Source organism: Streptomyces flaveolus, assembly GCF_014648815.1.
GTDB classification, from domain to species: Bacteria; Actinomycetota; Actinomycetes; order Streptomycetales; family Streptomycetaceae; genus Streptomyces; species Streptomyces flaveolus.
This window is the reverse complement of sequence record NZ_BMRV01000008.1, coordinates 106,132-124,082: the sequence shown is the minus strand read 5'-3', so window position 1 is coordinate 124,082 and position 17,951 is coordinate 106,132. Positions and strand designations below refer to the sequence as shown.

The window sequence follows — 17,951 nt, the reverse complement described above, 5'->3', positions numbered from 1 at the left end:
TCATTCCTCCCAGCGACAAGGACAGCCATGCGTACCCCACTCTCCCTCTCCCGACGCGGTCTGCTCCGCGGCATCACGGCGGCGACCGCCGCGACCGCCCTCGCCACCGGGCTCGCCGCCTGCGGCGGCGACAGCGACGCCGCCACCACGACCGACGCCGCGGGCACGGTGACGGTGGGCCGGCTGTCCAACGGCGCCGCGAAGGAGACCACGCTCAAGGTGCCGGAAGTGAAGTCGATCAGCGCCCGCCTCCCCGAGTCGGTCCGCAGCAGCGGCAAACTCGTCATCGGCGTCGGCGCCCTGCCCGACGGCTTCCCGCCGCTGGCGTACGTCGGCGACGACCAGAAGTCCCTCACCGGCGCCGAACCCGACCTGGCCCGGCTGGTCGCCGCCGTGCTCGGACTGGAGCCCGAACTGAAGAACTCCACCTGGGAGAACATGTTCGTCGGCATCGACAGCGGACGCACCGACGTCGCCTTCGCCAACATCACCGACACCGAGGAACGCAAGCGCAAGTACGACTTCGCCTCCTACCGCAAGGACGACGTCGGCTTCGAGGTGCCGAAGAAGAGCACCTGGAACTTCGACGGCGACTACCGCAACCTCGCGGGCAAAACCGTGGCCGTCGACAACGGCACCAACCAGGAGAAGATCCTCCTGGAGTGGCAGGCGAAGCTGAAGCAGGAGGGCAAGCAGCTCACCGTCAAGCACTACGCCAGCAAGAGCAGCACCTACCTGGCGCTGACCGGCGGGAAGATCGACGCCTACTTCGCCGCCAACCCCGGTGTCGCCTACCACATCACCCAGACGGCCAAGTCCCCCAACGCCACACGCAGCGCGGGCACTTACTCGGGCGCGGGCGCCTCCCTCCAGGGGCTGATCGCGGCCACCACCAAGAAGGACAGCGGGCTCGCCGAGCCGATCGCGGACGCCATCGACCACCTGATCGAGAACGGCCAGTACGCGAAGTGGCTGGCCGCCTGGAACCTCTCCAGCGAGGCCGTCGAGTCCTCCGAGGTCAACCCGCCCGGACTGCCCCTCGACAACTCCTGACGGTACGTCAGCACGCGTGCGCCCTGTCCCGTCCGTCGGAAAGGACCCCGAACCCGTGACCCAGCCGACCGTCCTCCGCGTCGACGCGGCCCCGGCCGCCCCCGCCCCGCACCCCCTCGACAACGCCGTCTGGGCCGCCCTGACCGGCCCGCACGCCGCCTTCGCCGAACGCCTCGGCAAAGCCGCCCGCTACCCCTCGGACGTGGCCGTCTTCGCCGCCATCGAGGACCCCGCCGACCCGGCCGCCTGGGCCGACCTGCACCGCCTGGTCGGCCCGGACACGGCGGTCGCGGTACCCGGCGCGCCCACCGTCCCCGAAGGCTGGCGGACCTCCGGCGGCGTGCCCGGCGTCCAGCTCGTCGACACCGCCCTGCACGCCGAACCCGACCCCGAGGCCGTACGGCTCGGGCCCGCCGACGTCCCCGAGATCCTGGACCTCGTCGCCCGCACCCGGCCCGGCCCGTTCCAGCCCCGCACCGTGCTCCTCGGCACCTACCTCGGCATCCGGCACCGGGGCCGGCTGGTCGCCCTGGCCGGCGAACGCCTCAGACTGCCCGGCTGGACCGAGATCAGCGCCGTGTGCACCGACCCGGACCACCGCGGCCGGGGCCTCGCCACCCGCCTGGTCCGCGCCGTCGCCGCGGGCATCCGCGAACGCGGCGACACCCCGTTCCTGCACGCCGCCGCGAGCAACACCCGGGCCATCGGGCTGTACGAGTCCCTCGGCTTCACCCTGCGCCGCCACACCGACTTCCGCGACGTGCGCACGCCCGGCCCGGCCGCCGCGCCGGAGGCGTGGTGACCGACGGCGCGCAGCGCGTTCCCTCATCCCCGACCCGTCGCGTGCCCCGCTCCGCCCCAGCGGGGCCCGCGCTCCCTCCGGACGACCAGGAAGGCACACCCGTGTCCACCACTCCTCCCTCTCCCTTGCACCTCGCCGTCGCGCTGGACGGCACCGGCTGGCACCCCGCCTCCTGGCGCGAGCCGGTGGCCCGCCCCACGGAACTGTTCACCGCCGCCTACTGGGCCGGCCTCGTCGCCGAGGCCGAGCACGGCCTGCTCGACTTCGTGACCATCGAGGACGGCCTCGGCCCGCAGTCCTCCCGCCTCCTCGGCCCGGACGAGCGCACCGACCAGGTCCGCGGCCGGCTCGACGCCGTCCTGATCGCGTCCCGCGTGGCGCCCCTGACCCGGCACATCGGGCTGGTGCCGACCGTGATCGCCACCCACACCGAGCCGTTCCACATCTCCAAGGCGATCGCCACGCTGGACTACGTCAGCACGGGCCGCGCCGGCCTGCGCGTGAAGATCTCCGCCCGCCCCGACGAGGCCGCCCACTTCGGCCGCCGCACCGCCCCGCGCATCGACGGCTACGAGAGCCCGGCCGCGCGCGAGCTGGTGACCGAGCTGTTCGACGAGGCCGCCGACCACGTCGAGGTGGTCCGCCGGCTGTGGGACAGCTGGGAGGACGACGCGGAGATCCGGGACGTGGCCACCGGCCGGTTCATCGACCGGGACAAGCTGCACTACATCGACTTCCGGGGCCCGCGCTTCAGCGTCAAGGGCCCCTCCGTCACCCCCCGGCCCCCGCAGGGCCAGCCCTTGGTCACCGCCCTCGCCCACTGGACCGTGCCGTACCGGCTCGTCGCCCGGCAGGCCGACATCGGCTACGTCACCCCGCACGATGGCGCCCAGGCGCGGGACATCGTCGCCGAGATCCGCGCCGAACAGGAGACGGCCGGCCGGGCCGCCGAGCCGCTGCACGTCTTCGCCGACCTGGTGGTCTTCCTGGACGACGACCCGGCGAAGGCCACCGCCCGCAAGGACCGCCTGGACGAGCTCGCCGGGACGCCGTACACGAGCGACGCCCGCGTCTTCACCGGAACTCCCGCACAACTCGCCGACCTGCTGGAGGAGTTCGCGTCGACCGGACTGACCGGATTCCGCCTGCGCCCCGCCGTCCTCGGTCACGACCTGCCGGCGATCACCCGCGGCCTGGTCCCCGAGCTGCGGCGCCGCGGACTCTTCCGCGATGCCTACGAGGCGGACACCCTGCGCGGACTGCTCGGCCTCGCCCGCCCCGCCAACCGCTACGCCGCCACCGCCTGAGCCGGGAGGACACCACCATGACCAAGCCGCTGAAGCAGATCCACCTGGCCGCGCACTTCCCCGGCGTCAACAACACCACCGTGTGGAGCGACCCCCGGGCCGGCAGCCACATCGAGTTCAGCTCCTTCGCGCACTTCGCGCGGACCGCCGAACGGGCCAAGTTCGACTTCCTGTTCCTCGCCGAGGGCCTGCGCCTGCGCGAACAGGGCGGGCAGATCTACGACCTGGACGTCGTCGGCCGCCCGGACACCTTCACGATCCTCGCCGCGCTCGCCGCCGTCACCGACCGGCTCGGCCTGACCGGCACCATCAACTCCACCTTCAACGAGCCCTACGAGGTGGCCCGGCAGTTCGCGAGCCTGGACCACCTCTCCGACGGACGCTCCGCCTGGAACGTCGTCACCTCCTGGGACGCGTTCACCGGCGAGAACTTCCGCCGCGGCGGCTTCCTGCCGCAGGAGGAGCGCTACTCGCGCGCCCGCGAGTTCCTGGCCACGGCGAACGAACTCCTCGACTCCTGGCGCGGCGACGAGATCGTCGCCGACCCGGCCACCGGCACCTTCCTGAGCGACGCCAAGGCCGGTGCGTTCGTCCACCGGGGACAGCACTTCGACATCCACGGCCGCTTCGACGTCCCGCGTTCCCCGCAGGGCCGTCCGGTGATCTTCCAGGCCGGGGACTCCGAGGAAGGCCGCGAGTTCGCCGCCGCCGACGCGGACGCCATCTTCAGCCGGTACGCCACCCTCGAGGAGGGCCGGGCGTTCCACCGGGACGTCAAGAGCCGCCTCGCCAAGTACGGCCGCCGCCCCGACGACCTGCTGATCCTGCCCGCCGCGACCTTCGTGCTCGGCGACACCGACGAGGAGGCCGAGGAGCGGGCGCGTGAGGTCCGCCGGCAGCAGGTCAGCGGGGCCACCGCCCTCAAACACCTGGAGTTCGTCTGGAACCGGGACCTGTCCGCCTACGACCCGGAGGGCCCGCTGCCCGACATCGACCCGGACGTGACCGGGGAACACATCGCGCGCGGCCGGGCCCAGGTGCGGATGTACCGCGACCCGCTGGCCACCGCCCGCGAATGGCGCGAACTGGCGGCGGCCAACGACTGGTCCATCCGCGACCTCGTCATCCACACCGGCAACCGCCAGACCTTCGTCGGCTCCCCGGCCACCGTGGCCCGCACCATCAACGACTTCGTCCAGGCCGACGCCGCCGACGGCTTCATCCTCGTCCCGCACATCACCCCGACGGGCCTGGACGAGTTCGCGGACACGGTCGTCCCGCTGCTCCAGGAACGGGGCGTCTTCCGCGCCGACTACGAGGGCACCACCCTGCGCGACCACCTCGGCCTCGCCCACCCCGACACGGCACGCACCGGGGAACGTGCGGCGTCGTGAAGCAGCCCGCCTCGGCGCGCGGTACGGCAGTGCCGTGTCCGCCGCCCCCTCGTACGGCGGACACGGCATGGGGCCGGGGACGTCACCCTCCCCCGAAGGCGACGTCCCCGGCCGTCCCCCGGCGCCGGACTGTGGCCGGTCGTGGACGGGTGCGTGCGGTCACCAGCACATGACCGCCGTCTCGCCCGCACCCCACGAGGAGTACAGGCGCACCCGGACGACATAGCGGCGGCCCTTGACGAGACGGGCCCTGATCGTGGCGTTGCGGGGCGTTCCCCCGTCGTCGTGGCCGGCGAGGAAGCGGGGCTTCCCGCCGCGCTCCTCGAAGACCACGACGACGGCGTCGCTGTCGCCGAACGTGCCCACGGTGTACTCCCGGGTCTCCGGCGGAGCTAGGCGGAAGTCGGCCTGCTCGCCCGGTCCAAGGCCGAGCGGCACCGAACGGAACGGCACCAGCGGCCCCGGCCGGCCGGCGGGCGGGTACCAGCGCAGCGCGAACTCCTTGTCGGCGGCGGAGAGGGTGCCGGGCGGGTGCAGGCCTGCACGGTAGTGCTCCGGCTCCAGTATCAGCCCCGACGGGAAGGGATACTCCATGATCGACTGCGGGTCCCAGACCGGACCGTTGACCTCGTCCGTGTCCAGCTTGCGCAGGATGTTGTGGAACGTCCGCTCCCGGCTCCAGTGGTTCGGCGGTCCCGCCAGCTCGGCGTAGACGGCCTCGTCGTCCCAGAGGATGCCCGCGTACGGGCTCTGGTGCTCGTGCAGCATGCCGAGCGCGTGCCCGATCTGGTGCAGGGCCGTTGCGCGTTCCCCGGGCGCGGTCAGGTCCCAGCCGAAGTTCATGGTGCGGTCGTTCAGGCCGGCCCGCAGGGCGTCGCGGCCCACCGCCGACCAGGAGCCGTCGCCGGGCCGGAAGCCGATGCGCAGTTCGGCCTCCGAGCGGTCGCCGACCTCGGTGAGGACGAGTCCGAGTCCGAGGTCCTGCCACTCGCGGAAGCAGTCGCGCACCACGGCCCGCTGCTCCTCCGTACCGGCCCACGCCTCACGTCGCGGCCGGCCCGTGCCCCGCAGGGGGACGACCGAGGTGTCGGTGTCGCCGCCGAGGAAGCAGTAGTGCAGCACCGTGCCGTTGACCCACATCCGCTGCCCGCCGGCGAGCGCCGCGTGCCGCTCGGCGGCCAGCCCCGGCGGATACGCGGGGGCGGGCTGCTGCGCGAGCGAGCAGTAGCGTGCGGTCATGGCCCCCAGCCTGCCGCCCGGACCGCCCCGGGCACCTGAGTCGAGGGCTACTCAAGTCGCCCTGTATCAGGAATGAGTAGGCGGACTCCTGTTTCCGTGACGACCGAGACGACGTCCGCGCGGGACGCCAAGATGCTGGAGCTGCCCTGGCCGTTCACCGGCCGCGCCGACGAACTGGACCTGGTGCGCCGGTCCCTGGCCGCCGGACGGGGCGGCATCGTGGTGACGGGACCGGCGGGCCGCGGCAAGACCCGGCTCGTGACGGAGGCCGTCCGCGGCACGGACTGCGCCCGCGCGGCCGGAACGCCGGAGACCCGCGGCATCCCCTTCGCGGCCTTCGCCCACCTGCTGCCCGAGGCCGTCACCCTGCACCGCGCCGTGCACCTCCTGTCCGGCGTGCGCCTGCTGCTGGTCGACGACGCGCACCTGCTCGACGACGCCTCCGCCGCCCTCGTGCACCAGCTCGCCGTGCACGGCCGCACCCGGCTCCTGGCCGTTGCCACCGAGGGCGCTCCGGTGCCGGGCGCGGTCTCCCGGCTGTGGACCGGCGAACTGCTGCCCCGGCTCACCCTGGGGCCGCTGCCCCGCGAGGACACCGCGGACCTGCTCACGGCGGGCGCGGGTACCCCACTGGAGCCGCTCACCGTGGACCGGCTGCACCGCCTGTGCCGCGGGGACCTGCGGCTGCTGCGCGAACTGCTCACCGCCGTACGGGAACGGGGGCTGCTCACCCCGGTCCCGGGCACGGCCGAACGGGCCTGGCGCGGCCCGGTTCCCCTCACCCCGGCCGTGCGCGAACGCGCCGCCCACCTCCTCGACCGCGCCCGCCCCGAGGAACGCGAGACGCTCGACCGCCTCGCCTTCGCCGAGCCCCTGCCCCTCGACCCGGACACCCTCGACCTGCGGACCCTGGAGTGCCTGGAGGCCGAGGGCCTGGTCCGCGTCGACGACGACGGCGCCGCACGCCTCGCCGACCCCCTGCACGGACCCGTCCTGCGCGCCGCGGCCGGCCGGCTGCGGGCCCGGCGGCTGGCCCGCACCCCGGACCGGTGCGCGCCCGCCCTGGCGGCGGAGACGGACGCCCTGAACCGGCGGATCGAGCGGGCCGACGTACGGGGCTTTCCGGCGCCCGTGGGGGAGTGGCTGGCGGCGGAGGGCGCGCGGGTTCCGGCCGGGGACGCGGCCGTCCGCGCCCGGTTCGCCCGGCTGCGCGGCCGGCTCCGGGAGGCGGCGGCGTGGGCCCGCGAGGGCCTGCGGCAGGACGCCGGCGACCCGGCTTGCCTGGCCGAACTCGCCCTGGCGGCAGCCCAGTCGGGGGAGGTGCCGACGGCGGGACCGGACGGCGGGCAGGCACACCCCGGGGGCGGGCCCACCGGAGCCCGGGCGGGCGAGGCGCCTGCCGTACGGGGTGACGGGGGCCACCGCCCCGACCGTCCCGCGCCGGGCGGCGGCGCTGCCGCGTGGACGGCCGCCGTGCGCGGCGACCTCGACGGGGCCGTCCGGGCGGCCACCGGCGGCGATCCCTACGACGCCGTCCGGCTCGGCGCCCCCCAGCGCGCGGCCGGCCGGCTGACCGGCGTCTTCGCCGCCCACGCCGACGCCCTCGCCCGCGGCGACGGGCCCGGACTGGACCGGGTGGCCGAGGAACTGGAGCGGCGAGGCTTCCTGCTCTTCGCGGCCGAGGCGCACGCCCAGGCGGTACGCGCCCACCGCGACCCGCGGGCCGCCCGCACCGCCCGCACCCGCGCCGTCGCCCTCGCCCGGCGCTGCGAAGGCGCCCGCACCCCCGCCCTGTCCGGACTGGTGCTCGGCGAACTCACCGCCCGGCAACGGCAGATCGTCACGCTCGCCGCAGCGGGACTGAGCAACCGTCAGATCGCCGAGAGACTCACCCTCTCCGTCCGCACCGTCGGCAACCACCTCTACAGCGCCTACACCCGGCTCGGCGCCGGTGACCGAGGCGCCCTGCCCTGGCTGGTGGACCTGCCCGCGGCCCGGCCCGCCTGATCCCGTGTCAGGCAGCTCCGAACGCCGAGAAGGCCCACCCCGTGGCCTGGTGCACCGCGTCGCCCGGCAGCGCGGCCCGCGCGTCGCGCAGCGCCTCCGCCAGGGACAGCCCGGCGTCCAGCCCCTTGTGCAGCGCGAGCATCAGCGGCACCACCGCGGCGTCGTTGACCGGCGCGCTGCACGCCACCACCCCGGCCGTGCCCAGCGGCAGCAGCGCGGTGACCAGCCCGAGCAGCTCGTCCGCGCCGACGGACGCGAACCGGGCGGTGTCGCAGCAGGACAGGATGATCCGGTAGGGGCTGCGGTCCAGCCGCTCCAGGTCGTGCACGATGAGCGGGCCGTCGGCCATCCGCAGCGACGAGAACAGCGGGCTGTCCGCGCGGAACGTGCCGTGCGCGGCGATGTGCGCCAGCGCGGCCCCGTCCAGCTCCCGCAGCACCCGAGGCACCCGCGCGTCGTCCCCCTCCAGCAGGACCGGAGCCCCGTACCCCTCCGCGGGCCCGCCCGCGCCGCCCGGCCCGGCGAGCGAAGACGCAGGCGCCCCTTCACCCGACGGCGCGGCCGAGGACCCGTTCAGCGAGTCCCGCGCACCTCGCCCACCCTGGCGCTCGGTGCCGGGCCCGGCGGCCGGTGGCTGCCGCCCTTCGCTCGAAGGTGCGGACACCGACGCGTTCCGCGCCCCCCGCCCCTCACGACGCGCGTCACCCGGCCCGGCGGCCGGCGGTGCCTGCTGCTCCTCGCCCGACGGCGCGGCCGAGGACCCCTGGCCGTCGGGTGCCGAACCCATGGTGCGGTCGGCGAGTTCCGTCACCTCCGCACCTTCGGTCGCCAGGCCCGGGCCGCGTACCAGGATGCGGCGGCCGCCGGGCGGCGGTGTCGTCTCACGGGCCCGCAGCCAGCTGCTCGCCGACGGTGACACGCTCAGCACCCGCTCCCGCAGCGCGGGAAGCAGCGCCCACGGCACCCGGTGCAGCCGTCCCGGCGGCACGATCACGACCGGACCGGTGCCCAGATGCGCCGCCGCCGCACCGAGCAGCAGCTCCTGGAGACGCACCCCCGCGGCCTCCACCACCGGCAGCCGCGCCTCCGCCCCGGGATGGGCCAGCCGCCGCAGCCCCGCCTGGACGTGCTCGGCCTCCCGCTCCGCCTCGGCCAGCAGCCCCGCCTCGAAGCGGCGGACCCGGCCCTGCCCGCACAGCAGCACGTGCACCCGCCCGTCGAGCACGGCCAGCTCCACCAGCCGCACGCCGTCACCGAGCCGCCGCAGCAGCCGGTCCACGTCGAACCGGTCCCCGTCCCCGGACGCCTCGCCCCGCATGTGCAGGGTGCGGGACCGGATCTCCCGTTCCAGGCGCCGCTGTTCGCGCTCCAGCACGGGGACGGGCCGGCCGCCGTCCAGCCGGGCCTCCTCCGCGCGGGCGGCGATCTCCCGGAACGCCGTCATGCCGCTCAGCAGCGCCGGGTCGGCCGGCGGCCGGGTCGGCGGCGCCGACAGCACCGTCGCCCGCCACCGCTCGCTCCACACCAACAGCCGCCGCGGCCCGCCCGAGACCAGGCTCGCCCGCTGCGCCATCGCCGCCAGCTCCGCGCCCTGTGCGGTGGCCCGGGCCCGCAGCTCCGAGGCGCCCAGCGTCATCCGGTGGTCGTCCAGCACGTCCAGTCCCCGCCGGCAGGCCTCCAGCACCCCCCGCGTCGACCCGGCCGCCCGGGCCCGCAGCGCCTGCGCCGCCCAGCCCGTCATCCGCGCCAGCGGCGGCCCGCTGCGGCGGGAGCGCGCGGCGACCGCCAGATGCCGTTCCGCATCGGCCGTCCAGCCCAGGTCCAGCGCGATCCGGCCCGCCAGCAGCGACGCCTCCGGCGCGGCCGGCGCCCCGAACGCGGCCAGCCGCTCCGCCACCTCCGCCGCGTCCGCGACCAGCCGGCCCGAGGCGCGCCCCGCCGTGACCCGCGCCTCGATCAGCACCAGCCGGGCGTGCGTCTCGTACCAGGTGCGCCGCTGCGCGGCGAACAGCCGTACCGCGACGGCCGCGCGCGCGATCGCGGTCCGCGCGTCGTCCGCCAGCCGGGCCGCCCGCGCGGCGACCAGCAGCAGCTCCGCCTTGCGCGTGGACTGCCCGCCGATGCCGTCCAGCGCGGCGATCGCCGCGTCCGCCTCGGCCAGCGCTTCCCGGGCGAGGCCCGCCGCCAGCAGCACCTCGCAGCGCCGGATGGTCAGCATGAACGTCGGTGTGCCCAGCTTGGCGTACCGCTCCTCCGCCTCGTCCAGCAGCCGCAGCGCCGCCGGCACGTCACCGGACCGGAACGCCGCGAGCCCCCGGCTCTCCACCGCGTCGGCCTTGTCGTGCTCCTGGCCGGTCGTGTCCCACAGCGCCTCCGCCGCCGCGAAGTCCGCCTCCGCCCGCTCCACCGCGCCCAGCGCCAGATGCACGGTCGCCCGCAGCGTCAGCGCCCGCGCCGTCCAGATCACGTCGTCCGCCTGCCGCAGCACCGGGATCGCCCGCCGCACGTCCTCCAGCGCCTCGCCGTGCCGGCCCAGCACCCACCACACGTACGCCCGCCGGAACAGCACCCGCGCCCTGGTGTGCCCGGTGCCGCGCGCCACGCCCCGCTCGAACGCCGCCAGACCGTCCCGGGTGCGCCCGGCGTGCACCAGCGCCACCCCGAGCGTGGCCAGCACGTCCGCCTCCCGCTCGGCCGAGTCCGCCCGGGCCGCGAGGTCGCGGGCGCGCCGCAGATGGGCGAGCGCCCGCCGCAGGTCGCCGAAGTCCCGCTGCCAGATGCCGATCACCTGATGGGCGACCGAGGCGTGCAGCGGCGACGGATCGGCGTCGAGCACCTCTCCCGCCCGCTCCACGGCCTCGTTGGGGGCGGCGAACACCATCGGCAGCAGTTGGAGAACCGAGTCGTTTCCCGCTGTCACCCCACGGATGGTAGTGGTCCGCAACCACGTCCCACAGGTTCGAGTCTGTATCAATCAGCCACCCCCGGACTCTGATTGACGACCGCCGACCACCGCGAACGAGCGCCGGCGACCGTCGCCACGACAGCCGCCTCAGTGGAGGACCCGCATGGCACCACAGCGTTTCCGCGAGCAGTTCGACCAGATCCAGCGCTCGATGCCCGGCGTCCCGCTGGCGATGGGCCCGGACGACTCCGCCGAGTTCTTCTACGAGAAGGGCGTCGTCCTCGCCCGCGACGGCGAGGAGGCCCGGCTGGTCGAGGACACCGTGCGCGAGCACTTCACCACGTTCGCCGGTCTGACCCCGGACCACGTCCGCCGGGCGAGCCCCGAGACCAACCGCACGGGCATCACCCGCATCCAGGTCGGCGACCCCGGCCAGGGAGACCCGAGCGGCGACCCGACCGTGGCGGGCGCACTGCGCTCCCTCAGAACGGTGGAGGGCCGCGCCGGCCGCCGCCTGATCAGCCGCAACCACGTCGTCTCCATCGCCGTCAACGCCTGCCCCGGCGACGAACCCGTGCCCGCCCCGGCCGGCGAGCCGCCGAACCCGGCGCCGGCCGCGACGCCGTACGACGCGGGCACCGCCGTCGGCGTCCTCGTCGTCGACACCGGGCTCATGCACGACTACCGCTCCTCCCCGCTGCTGGCCCACACCGACGGCGACGCCCAGATCCGGGAGTGCGACGACGACGGCGTCCTCCAGCAGTACGTCGGCCACGGCACGTTCATCGCGGGGCTCGTGGCCGCCGTCGCCCCCAACACCGACGTGACCGTGCGCGGCAGCCTCAACGACGCCGGTGCCATCCTGGAGTCCGAGTTCGGCGAGAAGCTCTTCGAGGCCGTCGACCGGGGCGGCTGGCCCGACATCCTCAGCCTCTCCGCCGGCACCTCCAACGGCCGCACCGACGGCCTGCTCGGCCTCCAGGCATTCATGGAGGAACTGCGGGACCAGCGCACCCTGCTGGTCGCCGCCGCCGGCAACAACGCCAGCGCCACCCCCTTCTGGCCCGCCGCCTACGCCGACCTGCCCGGCTGGGAGCACGCCGTCCTGTCGGTGGGCGCGCTGCGCGCCGACGGCGAGTTCGGCGCCTGCTTCAGCAACCACGGCGGCTGGGTCAAGGTCTACGCCCCCGGCGAGCGTCTCACCAGCGCCCTCACCGGCTTCGGGACGCCGGTGCCGTACGTCTACCAGCACTCCACCTACGACGCCTGCCGGTACGGCTTCGGCTACGCCTGCACCTGCCAGTACCCCCGGCACAACGGGGTGCTCAGCGAGCCGGGCGAGGCGCCCGCCAAGCCGGACCAAGTGATGTTCGCGGGGCACGCACAGTGGAGCGGTACCTCCTTCGCGACCCCGGTGGTCGCCGGCCTGGTCGCCTCCCACATGACGGAGTGCAAGGAGACCGACCCCCGCGCGGCCCGCAGGCAACTGCTCGCGGCCAACGGCGAGTTCGCCGAGGTCCGTGGCGCGCACGTACCGGCGCTGCTGCCGCCCACCTGGCGTCCGGCCTCCGTCGAACCGCCGGCCGCGCGGGCGTGAGCGGCGTCATGCCGGGCGGACCCGCCCCCTGCGCGGCGTACGATGACGAGTCGTACACGAGGGGTGGGGCCGTGGACCGTGCAGATGTCGGGGCGCTCGTCCGGTCGGCCGCCGACGGGGACGCGGCGGCCTGGAAGTCACTGGTGGACGGGCTGGGGCCGCTGGTGTGGTCGGTCGTACGGGCCCACGGCCTGTCCGACGCCGACGCGCACGAGGTGTACCAGACCGCCTGGTTCAGGTTCGCCCAGCACCTGGGGCGGATCCGCGAACCGGAGAAGACCGGCTCATGGCTGGCGAGCACGGCACGCCACGAGTGTCTGAAGCTGCTCAAGGCGTCGAAGCGCTGGACGCCGACCGACGACCCGCAGCTGCTCGACCGGCCGAGCGAGGACCGTACGCCGGAGGAGTCGGTGCTCGACTCCGAGGAGGCCGCCGCGCAGACCGAGCGCGTGCGGCGGCTGTGGCAGGAGTTCGAGGAACTGGGGGAACGCTGCCGCCAGTTGCTGAGGGTGCTGATCTCCTCGCCACCGCCCAGTTATCAGGAGGTGTCCGCCGCGCTGGGAATCGCGGTGGGCAGCATCGGGCCGATGCGCCAGCGCTGTCTGCGCCGGCTGCGGGCCCGTCTCGAGGCACGGGGGACCACACCATGAGCGATCTGCGCGACGGATACGACGGCCACGACGACGACGCCGAGGACGGAGCGCCCGACGGGACGTTCACCGACGGGGAGTTGGCCACCGGGCTGCTGGAGGAGGAGCTGCGGCAGGCCGCCGCGATCCTGGACCCGGTACCGGCCGAGCTGCGGCGGATCGCCGTCGACGCCTACGCGCTGCACGACCTGGAGGCACGCGTCGCCGAGCTGACCTTCGACTCGCTGACCGACGCCCTCCCGGTGCGGGGGGAGCCGGACCCGCCGCGGATGCTGACCTTCCGCGCGGACGACGTGATCGTCGACGTGGAGGTGACCTCCGACGGACTGTTCGGACAGGTACTGCCGCCGGGCCCGGCCCGGATCGAGGTGCTCACCGGCCCGCTGGCCCATGCCCGGCTGACGGCCGACGACATGGGCCGCTTCACCGGCGACGCCCCGCCCACCGGCCCGTTCGCCCTGCGACTGCGGACCGGCGGCGAGGTGGTCGTCACCCAGTGGCTGCGCGCCTGACCCGGGCGGACGGCCGGGTGATCAGCCCGATACGGCGTCGACGAGCATGGCCAGCGATGCCGCGAGGCGGGACAGACCGGGCCCGGCCGGCCCGCCCGGCTCGGTCATGTAGGTGTCCCGGCGGATCTCCACCATCAGCGCGCCGACCTCGCGCCGCTTCCCGTAGAAGTCCAGCGGCACGTACGTCCCGCCGAACGGACTGTCGAGCCCGGTCTCCCCGCACGGCGCGAACGCCTCACGGGCGGCGGCGAGCAGCTCGGGCGGCGTGTGGAAGCCGTCGGTGCCCAGGCAGACCGGCGGACGCGGGCCCTCGCCGTGCAGCTCGTAGGGCAGCGGCTCGGTGGGGTAGGAGTGGACATCGACGATCACGGCCCGCCCGGTGGCGGCGAGCCGGTCGGCGACCGCCTCGGTCATCGCCCGCGCGTACGGCCGGAAGTACCGCTCGAGCAGCGGTTCCGGGTCGGTGCCGTCGGCCCGCAGCACCTCGCGGTGCGTGGTCCGCGTGTACACGGCGCCCATCCCGACGGCCGTCATCTCCTCGCGGTCGTCCGGGAACCGCTCCGGGTCGACCACCAGCCGCGACGCCCGGTTCACGAACCGCCAGGGCGTGACGCCGGCCAGTCCGGCCGCGGCCTCGGCGATCTCGGCCGTGTGCGAGTCGGTGATGTGGTCGAGCTCCCGTTCCAGCGCCGCGTCGTCGAGGACGATGCCGGATCGTACGTCGGCCGGTATCTCCCGCGAGGAGTGCGGCACGTGCAGGATCACGGGGGAGTGCGCGGCGCCGGGCAGCAGCTCGAAGGTCTGCGGGGCGTCGGTCATGGGGCTGCTCCGGAAGGGTGGTCGCAGGGACGCGGCAGGCGGTGGCGAAGAGACGGGCACCCCGCCTCCGGCGGACGGAGACGGGGTGCCCGGGAGCCCTCGGGGGCCGGCGAGGATCAGGCGAGGGACGCCAGCGCCTCGTTCCAGGTGGCCGACGGGCGCATGACCGCGGCGGCCTTGGCCGGGTCGGGCTGGTAGTAGCCGCCGATCTCGGCCGGCTTGCCCTGCACGGCGTTCAGCTCGTCCACGATCTTCTGCTCGTTGGCGGCGAGCGTCTCGGCGAGCGGGGCGAAGGCCTTGGCCAGGTCCGCGTCGTCGGTCTGCCGGGCCAGCTCCTGCGCCCAGTACAGGGACAGGTAGAAGTGGCTGCCGCGGTTGTCGATGCCGCCGACGCGACGGGTCGGGGACTTGTCCTCGTTGAGGAAGGTCGCCGTGGCGCGGTCGAGGGTGTCGGCGAGGACCTTGGCGCTGCCGTTGCCGGTGGCCGCCGCGTACTGCTCCAGGGACGGCACCAGGGCGAAGAACTCGCCCAGGGAGTCCCAGCGCAGGTAGTTCTCCTTGACCAGCTGCTGGACGTGCTTCGGCGCGGAGCCGCCGGCGCCCGTCTCGAACAGGCCGCCGCCCGCCATCAGCGGGACGACCGACAGCATCTTGGCGCTGGTGCCCAGCTCCAGGATCGGGAACAGGTCGGTCAGGTAGTCGCGCAGCACGTTGCCGGTGACGGAGATGGTGTTCTCACCGCGGCGGATGCGCTCCACCGACAGCTTGGTCGCCTCGACCGGGTTGAGGATCCGGATGTCCAGGCCCTCGGTGTCGTGCTCCGTCAGGTACGCCTTGACCTTGGCGATCAGGTTGGCGTCGTGGGCGCGGCCCTCGTCCAGCCAGAAGACGGCCGGGTCGCCGGTGGCGCGGGCGCGGGTGACGGCCAGCTTCACCCAGTCGCGGATCGGGGCGTCCTTGGTCTGGCAGGCGCGGAAGATGTCGCCGGCGGAGACCGTCTGCTCCAGCACGGCGTTGCCGTCGGCGTCGACCAGGCGGACCGTGCCCGTGGTGGGGATCTCGAAGGTCTTGTCGTGGCTGCCGTACTCCTCGGCCTTCTGCGCCATGAGGCCGACGTTCGGGACGGAGCCCATCGTCGACGGGTCGAAGGCGCCGTTGGCGCGGCAGTCCTCGATGACGGCCTGGTACACGCCGGCGTAGGAGGAGTCCGGGATGACGGCGAGGGCGTCGTGCTCCTGGCCGTCCGCGCCCCACATGTGGCCGGAGGTGCGGATCATGGCCGGCATGGAGGCGTCGATGATGACGTCGGAGGGCACGTGCAGGTTGGTGATGCCCTTGTCGGAGTCGACCATCGCCAGCTCCGGGCCCTCGGCGAGCTCGGCGTCGAAGGAGGCCTTGATCTCGGCGCCCTCGGGCAGGGCCTCCAGGCCCTTGTAGATGCCGCCCAGGCCGTCGTTCGGGGTGAGGCCGGCCTTGGCGAGGACGTCGCCGTACTTGGCGAACGTCTTCGGGAAGAAGGCGCGTACCACGTGGCCGAAGATGATCGGGTCGGAGACCTTCATCATCGTGGCCTTCAGGTGCACCGAGTACAGGATGCCCTCGGACTTGGCGCGGGCGACCTGCGCGGTCAGGAACTCGCGCAGCGCGGCGACGCGCAGCACCGAGGCGTCGACGACCTCGTCCTTCTTCACCGGCACGGACTCGCGCAGCACCGTGGTGGTGCCGTCGTCGCCGACCAGCTCGATCCGCAGCGCGCCGTCCTCGGCGATCACCACGGACTTCTCGGTGGAGCGGAAGTCGTTCTCGCCCATGGTCGCGACGTTCGTCTTGGACTCGGGGGTCCAGGCGCCCATGCGGTGCGGGTGGGTCTTGGCGTAGTTCTTCACCGAGGCCGGGGCGCGGCGGTCGGAGTTGCCCTCGCGCAGGACCGGGTTGACCGCGGAGCCCTTGACCTTGTCGTAGCGGGCGCGGATGTCGCGCTCCTCGTCGGTCTTCGGGTCGTCCGGGTAGGCCGGCAGCGCGTAGCCCTGGCCCTGCAGCTCGGCGATGGCGGCCTTGAGCTGCGGGATGGACGCCGAGATGTTCGGCAGCTTGATGATGTTGGCCGCGGGCGTCTTGGCCAGCTCGCCGAGCTCGGCGAGGGCGTCCGGGATGCGCTGGTCCTCGGTGAGGTACTCCGGGAACAGGGCGATGATCCGTCCGGCCAGCGAGATGTCCCGGGTCTCCACGGAGACACCCGCCTGCGAGGCGTACGCCCGGATCACCGGCAGGAAGGAATACGTCGCCAGGGCCGGGGCCTCGTCAGTGTGTGTGTAGATGATGGTCGAGTCAGTCACCGGGTGCTCCGCTCCACGTCTGCAACATTGCTCGACATCAAGATATCTCGTGATCGACCTCGGCTCGACAGGGGTCGCACGGAGATTCCGGCCATCCGGCCGCGCGGCCCCGGCCGAGGGGGTGATCGATCAGGCGGACGGCACGGAGTCCTCGCCCGTCCGCTGCTGCGGGATCACCACGGTGCCCTGCTGGAGCGCGACCGTCCGGGCGGGCGCCGGAATGCGGATGCCCTCCTCGCGGTAGCGCCGGTGCAGGCGCTTGATGAACTCGTGCTTGATCCGGTACTGGTCGCTGAACTCGCCGACGCCCAGGATCACCGTGAACCCGATCCGCGAGTCGCCGAAGGTGTGGAAGCGCACGGCCGGCTCGTGCTCCGGCACCGCCCCGGTGATCTCCGTCATCACCTCGGCTACGACCTCGATCGTGACCCGCTCCACGTGCTCCAGATCACTGTCGTAGGCGACGCCCGCCTGCACCAGGATGGTCAGCTGCTGCTCGGGACGCATGAAGTTGGTCATGTTCGTCTTGGCGAGCTGCCCGTTGGGGATCACGACGAGGTTGTTGGAGAGCGCGCGGACGGTGGTCTGCCGCCAGTTGATGTCCTCGACGTAGCCCTCCTCGCCGCTGCTGAGCCGGATGTAGTCGCCCGGCTGCACGGTCTTCGAGGCGAGGATGTGGATGCCCGCGAACAGGTTGGCGAGCGTGTCCTGCAAGGCCAGGGCGACCGCCAGACCGCCCACGCCCAGGGCGGTGAGCATCGGCGCGATGGAGATGCCCAGCGTCTGCAGCACCACCAGGAAGCCGATCGCCAGCACCAGGACCCGGGTGATGTTGACGAAGATCGTCGCCGAGCCGGCCACGCCGGAACGGGACGTCGTCACCGTCCGGACCAGCCCGGCGATCACACGCGCCGCCGACACCGTCACCACGAAGATCAGCAGGACCGTCAGCACCTGGTTGACGTTGTGCTGCACCGTCCGGGTCAGCGGCAGAGCCGCCGCCGCGCCCGCCACGCCGCCCGAGACCGCCGCCCACGGCACCACCGTGCGCAACGCGTCCACCATCACGTCGTCGCCGCCCCACCGGGTGCGCGCCGCGTGCCGTCCCAGCCAGCGCAGCAGCATGCGCAGCAGGAACGCCCCCAGCAGACCGGCGGCCAGCGCGATGCCGGCGGGCACCAGATGGTCCACGGTGAGGTCTTCGGTCATCGGTCACCTCCAAGGGGTACGGCAGCGGCGAAGCCGCTCACCGACGGGCGGATGTGCTTACTCGTCACCTGTCACCTGCTCGATTCTCATCCGTGCGATCGCACCGGCCCGCAAGGGAGTT

13 protein-coding genes are annotated in these 17,951 nt (G+C 74.0%); 8 read left to right on the top strand and 5 right to left on the bottom strand.

From position 1 onward, the window contains the following. The first annotated feature begins 27 nt into the window (after positions 1-27). From IEZ05_RS20010 to IEZ05_RS19995, 4 genes are all read left to right on the top strand, one after another. On the top strand, positions 28-1,053 hold the full coding sequence (locus IEZ05_RS20010) for an ABC transporter substrate-binding protein (protein ID WP_189231540.1): 1,026 nt from the start codon (positions 28-30) through the stop codon (positions 1,051-1,053). Between the two features lie 55 nt (positions 1,054-1,108). Beyond that, entirely contained in the window at positions 1,109-1,855 is a 747-nt protein-coding gene (locus tag IEZ05_RS20005; RefSeq protein ID WP_189231539.1) for a GNAT family N-acetyltransferase, read from the top strand. Between the two features lie 101 nt (positions 1,856-1,956). Continuing rightward, entirely contained in the window at positions 1,957-3,162 is a 1,206-nt protein-coding gene (locus IEZ05_RS20000) for an LLM class flavin-dependent oxidoreductase (protein WP_189231538.1), read from the top strand. A 17-nt stretch (positions 3,163-3,179) separates the two neighbouring features. Next, a complete protein-coding gene (locus IEZ05_RS19995) occupies positions 3,180-4,556 on the top strand; it encodes an NtaA/DmoA family FMN-dependent monooxygenase (RefSeq protein WP_189231537.1) in 1,377 nt (458 codons plus the stop codon). A 159-nt stretch (positions 4,557-4,715) separates the two neighbouring features. On the opposite strand, the gene absR1 is transcribed toward IEZ05_RS19995, so the two are convergent. Next, a complete protein-coding gene (gene absR1 / locus IEZ05_RS19990) occupies positions 4,716-5,795 on the bottom strand; it encodes a beta-glucuronidase AbsR1 (RefSeq protein WP_189231536.1) in 1,080 nt (359 codons plus the stop codon). Positions 5,796-5,867: 72 nt separating this feature from the next. Between absR1 and IEZ05_RS19985 the strand changes: the two genes are divergently transcribed. After that, positions 5,868-7,802: a LuxR family transcriptional regulator AbsR2 gene (locus IEZ05_RS19985; RefSeq protein ID WP_189231535.1), complete on the top strand. Its 1,935-nt coding sequence runs from the start codon at positions 5,868-5,870 to the stop codon at positions 7,800-7,802. Positions 7,803-7,809: 7 nt separating this feature from the next. Here IEZ05_RS19985 and IEZ05_RS19980 read toward each other — a convergent pair whose 3' ends face one another. Next, positions 7,810-10,683, bottom strand: a complete 2,874-nt coding sequence (locus IEZ05_RS19980; protein ID WP_229869787.1) for a CHAT domain-containing protein — start codon at positions 10,681-10,683, stop codon at positions 7,810-7,812. 187 nt (positions 10,684-10,870) lie between these two features. Here IEZ05_RS19980 and IEZ05_RS19975 point away from each other — a divergent pair, with 187 nt between their 5' ends. The 3 genes from IEZ05_RS19975 to IEZ05_RS19965 all read left to right on the top strand — a co-directional run bounded on the left by IEZ05_RS19975 (position 10,871) and on the right by IEZ05_RS19965 (position 13,466). Beyond that, positions 10,871-12,304 carry a S8/S53 family peptidase gene (locus IEZ05_RS19975; RefSeq protein ID WP_189231533.1) on the top strand — a complete coding sequence of 478 codons (1,434 nt, stop codon included), beginning with the start codon at positions 10,871-10,873 and terminating at the stop codon, positions 12,302-12,304. 71 nt (positions 12,305-12,375) lie between these two features. Beyond that, the gene (locus IEZ05_RS19970; RefSeq protein ID WP_225638991.1) at positions 12,376-12,954 is read left to right on the top strand and encodes an RNA polymerase sigma factor; all 579 of its coding nucleotides are present in this window, start codon (positions 12,376-12,378) and stop codon (positions 12,952-12,954) included. Continuing rightward, positions 12,951-13,466: a hypothetical protein gene (locus IEZ05_RS19965; RefSeq protein WP_189231531.1), complete on the top strand. Its 516-nt coding sequence runs from the start codon at positions 12,951-12,953 to the stop codon at positions 13,464-13,466. Before IEZ05_RS19970 ends, IEZ05_RS19965 begins: the two co-directional genes overlap by 4 nt. Before the next feature lie 21 nt (positions 13,467-13,487). Here IEZ05_RS19965 and IEZ05_RS19960 read toward each other — a convergent pair whose 3' ends face one another. The 3 genes from IEZ05_RS19960 to IEZ05_RS19950 form a co-directional block, all read right to left on the bottom strand. Further along, positions 13,488-14,285 carry an N-formylglutamate amidohydrolase gene (locus tag IEZ05_RS19960; RefSeq protein ID WP_189231530.1) on the bottom strand — a complete coding sequence of 266 codons (798 nt, stop codon included), beginning with the start codon at positions 14,283-14,285 and terminating at the stop codon, positions 13,488-13,490. 116 nt (positions 14,286-14,401) lie between these two features. After that, positions 14,402-16,621: an NADP-dependent isocitrate dehydrogenase gene (locus IEZ05_RS19955; RefSeq protein ID WP_189231529.1), complete on the bottom strand. Its 2,220-nt coding sequence runs from the start codon at positions 16,619-16,621 to the stop codon at positions 14,402-14,404. A 129-nt stretch (positions 16,622-16,750) separates the two neighbouring features. Beyond that, the gene (locus tag IEZ05_RS19950) at positions 16,751-17,830 is read right to left on the bottom strand and encodes a mechanosensitive ion channel family protein (RefSeq protein WP_189231528.1); all 1,080 of its coding nucleotides are present in this window, start codon (positions 17,828-17,830) and stop codon (positions 16,751-16,753) included. Positions 17,831-17,951: the final 121 nt, after the last annotated feature.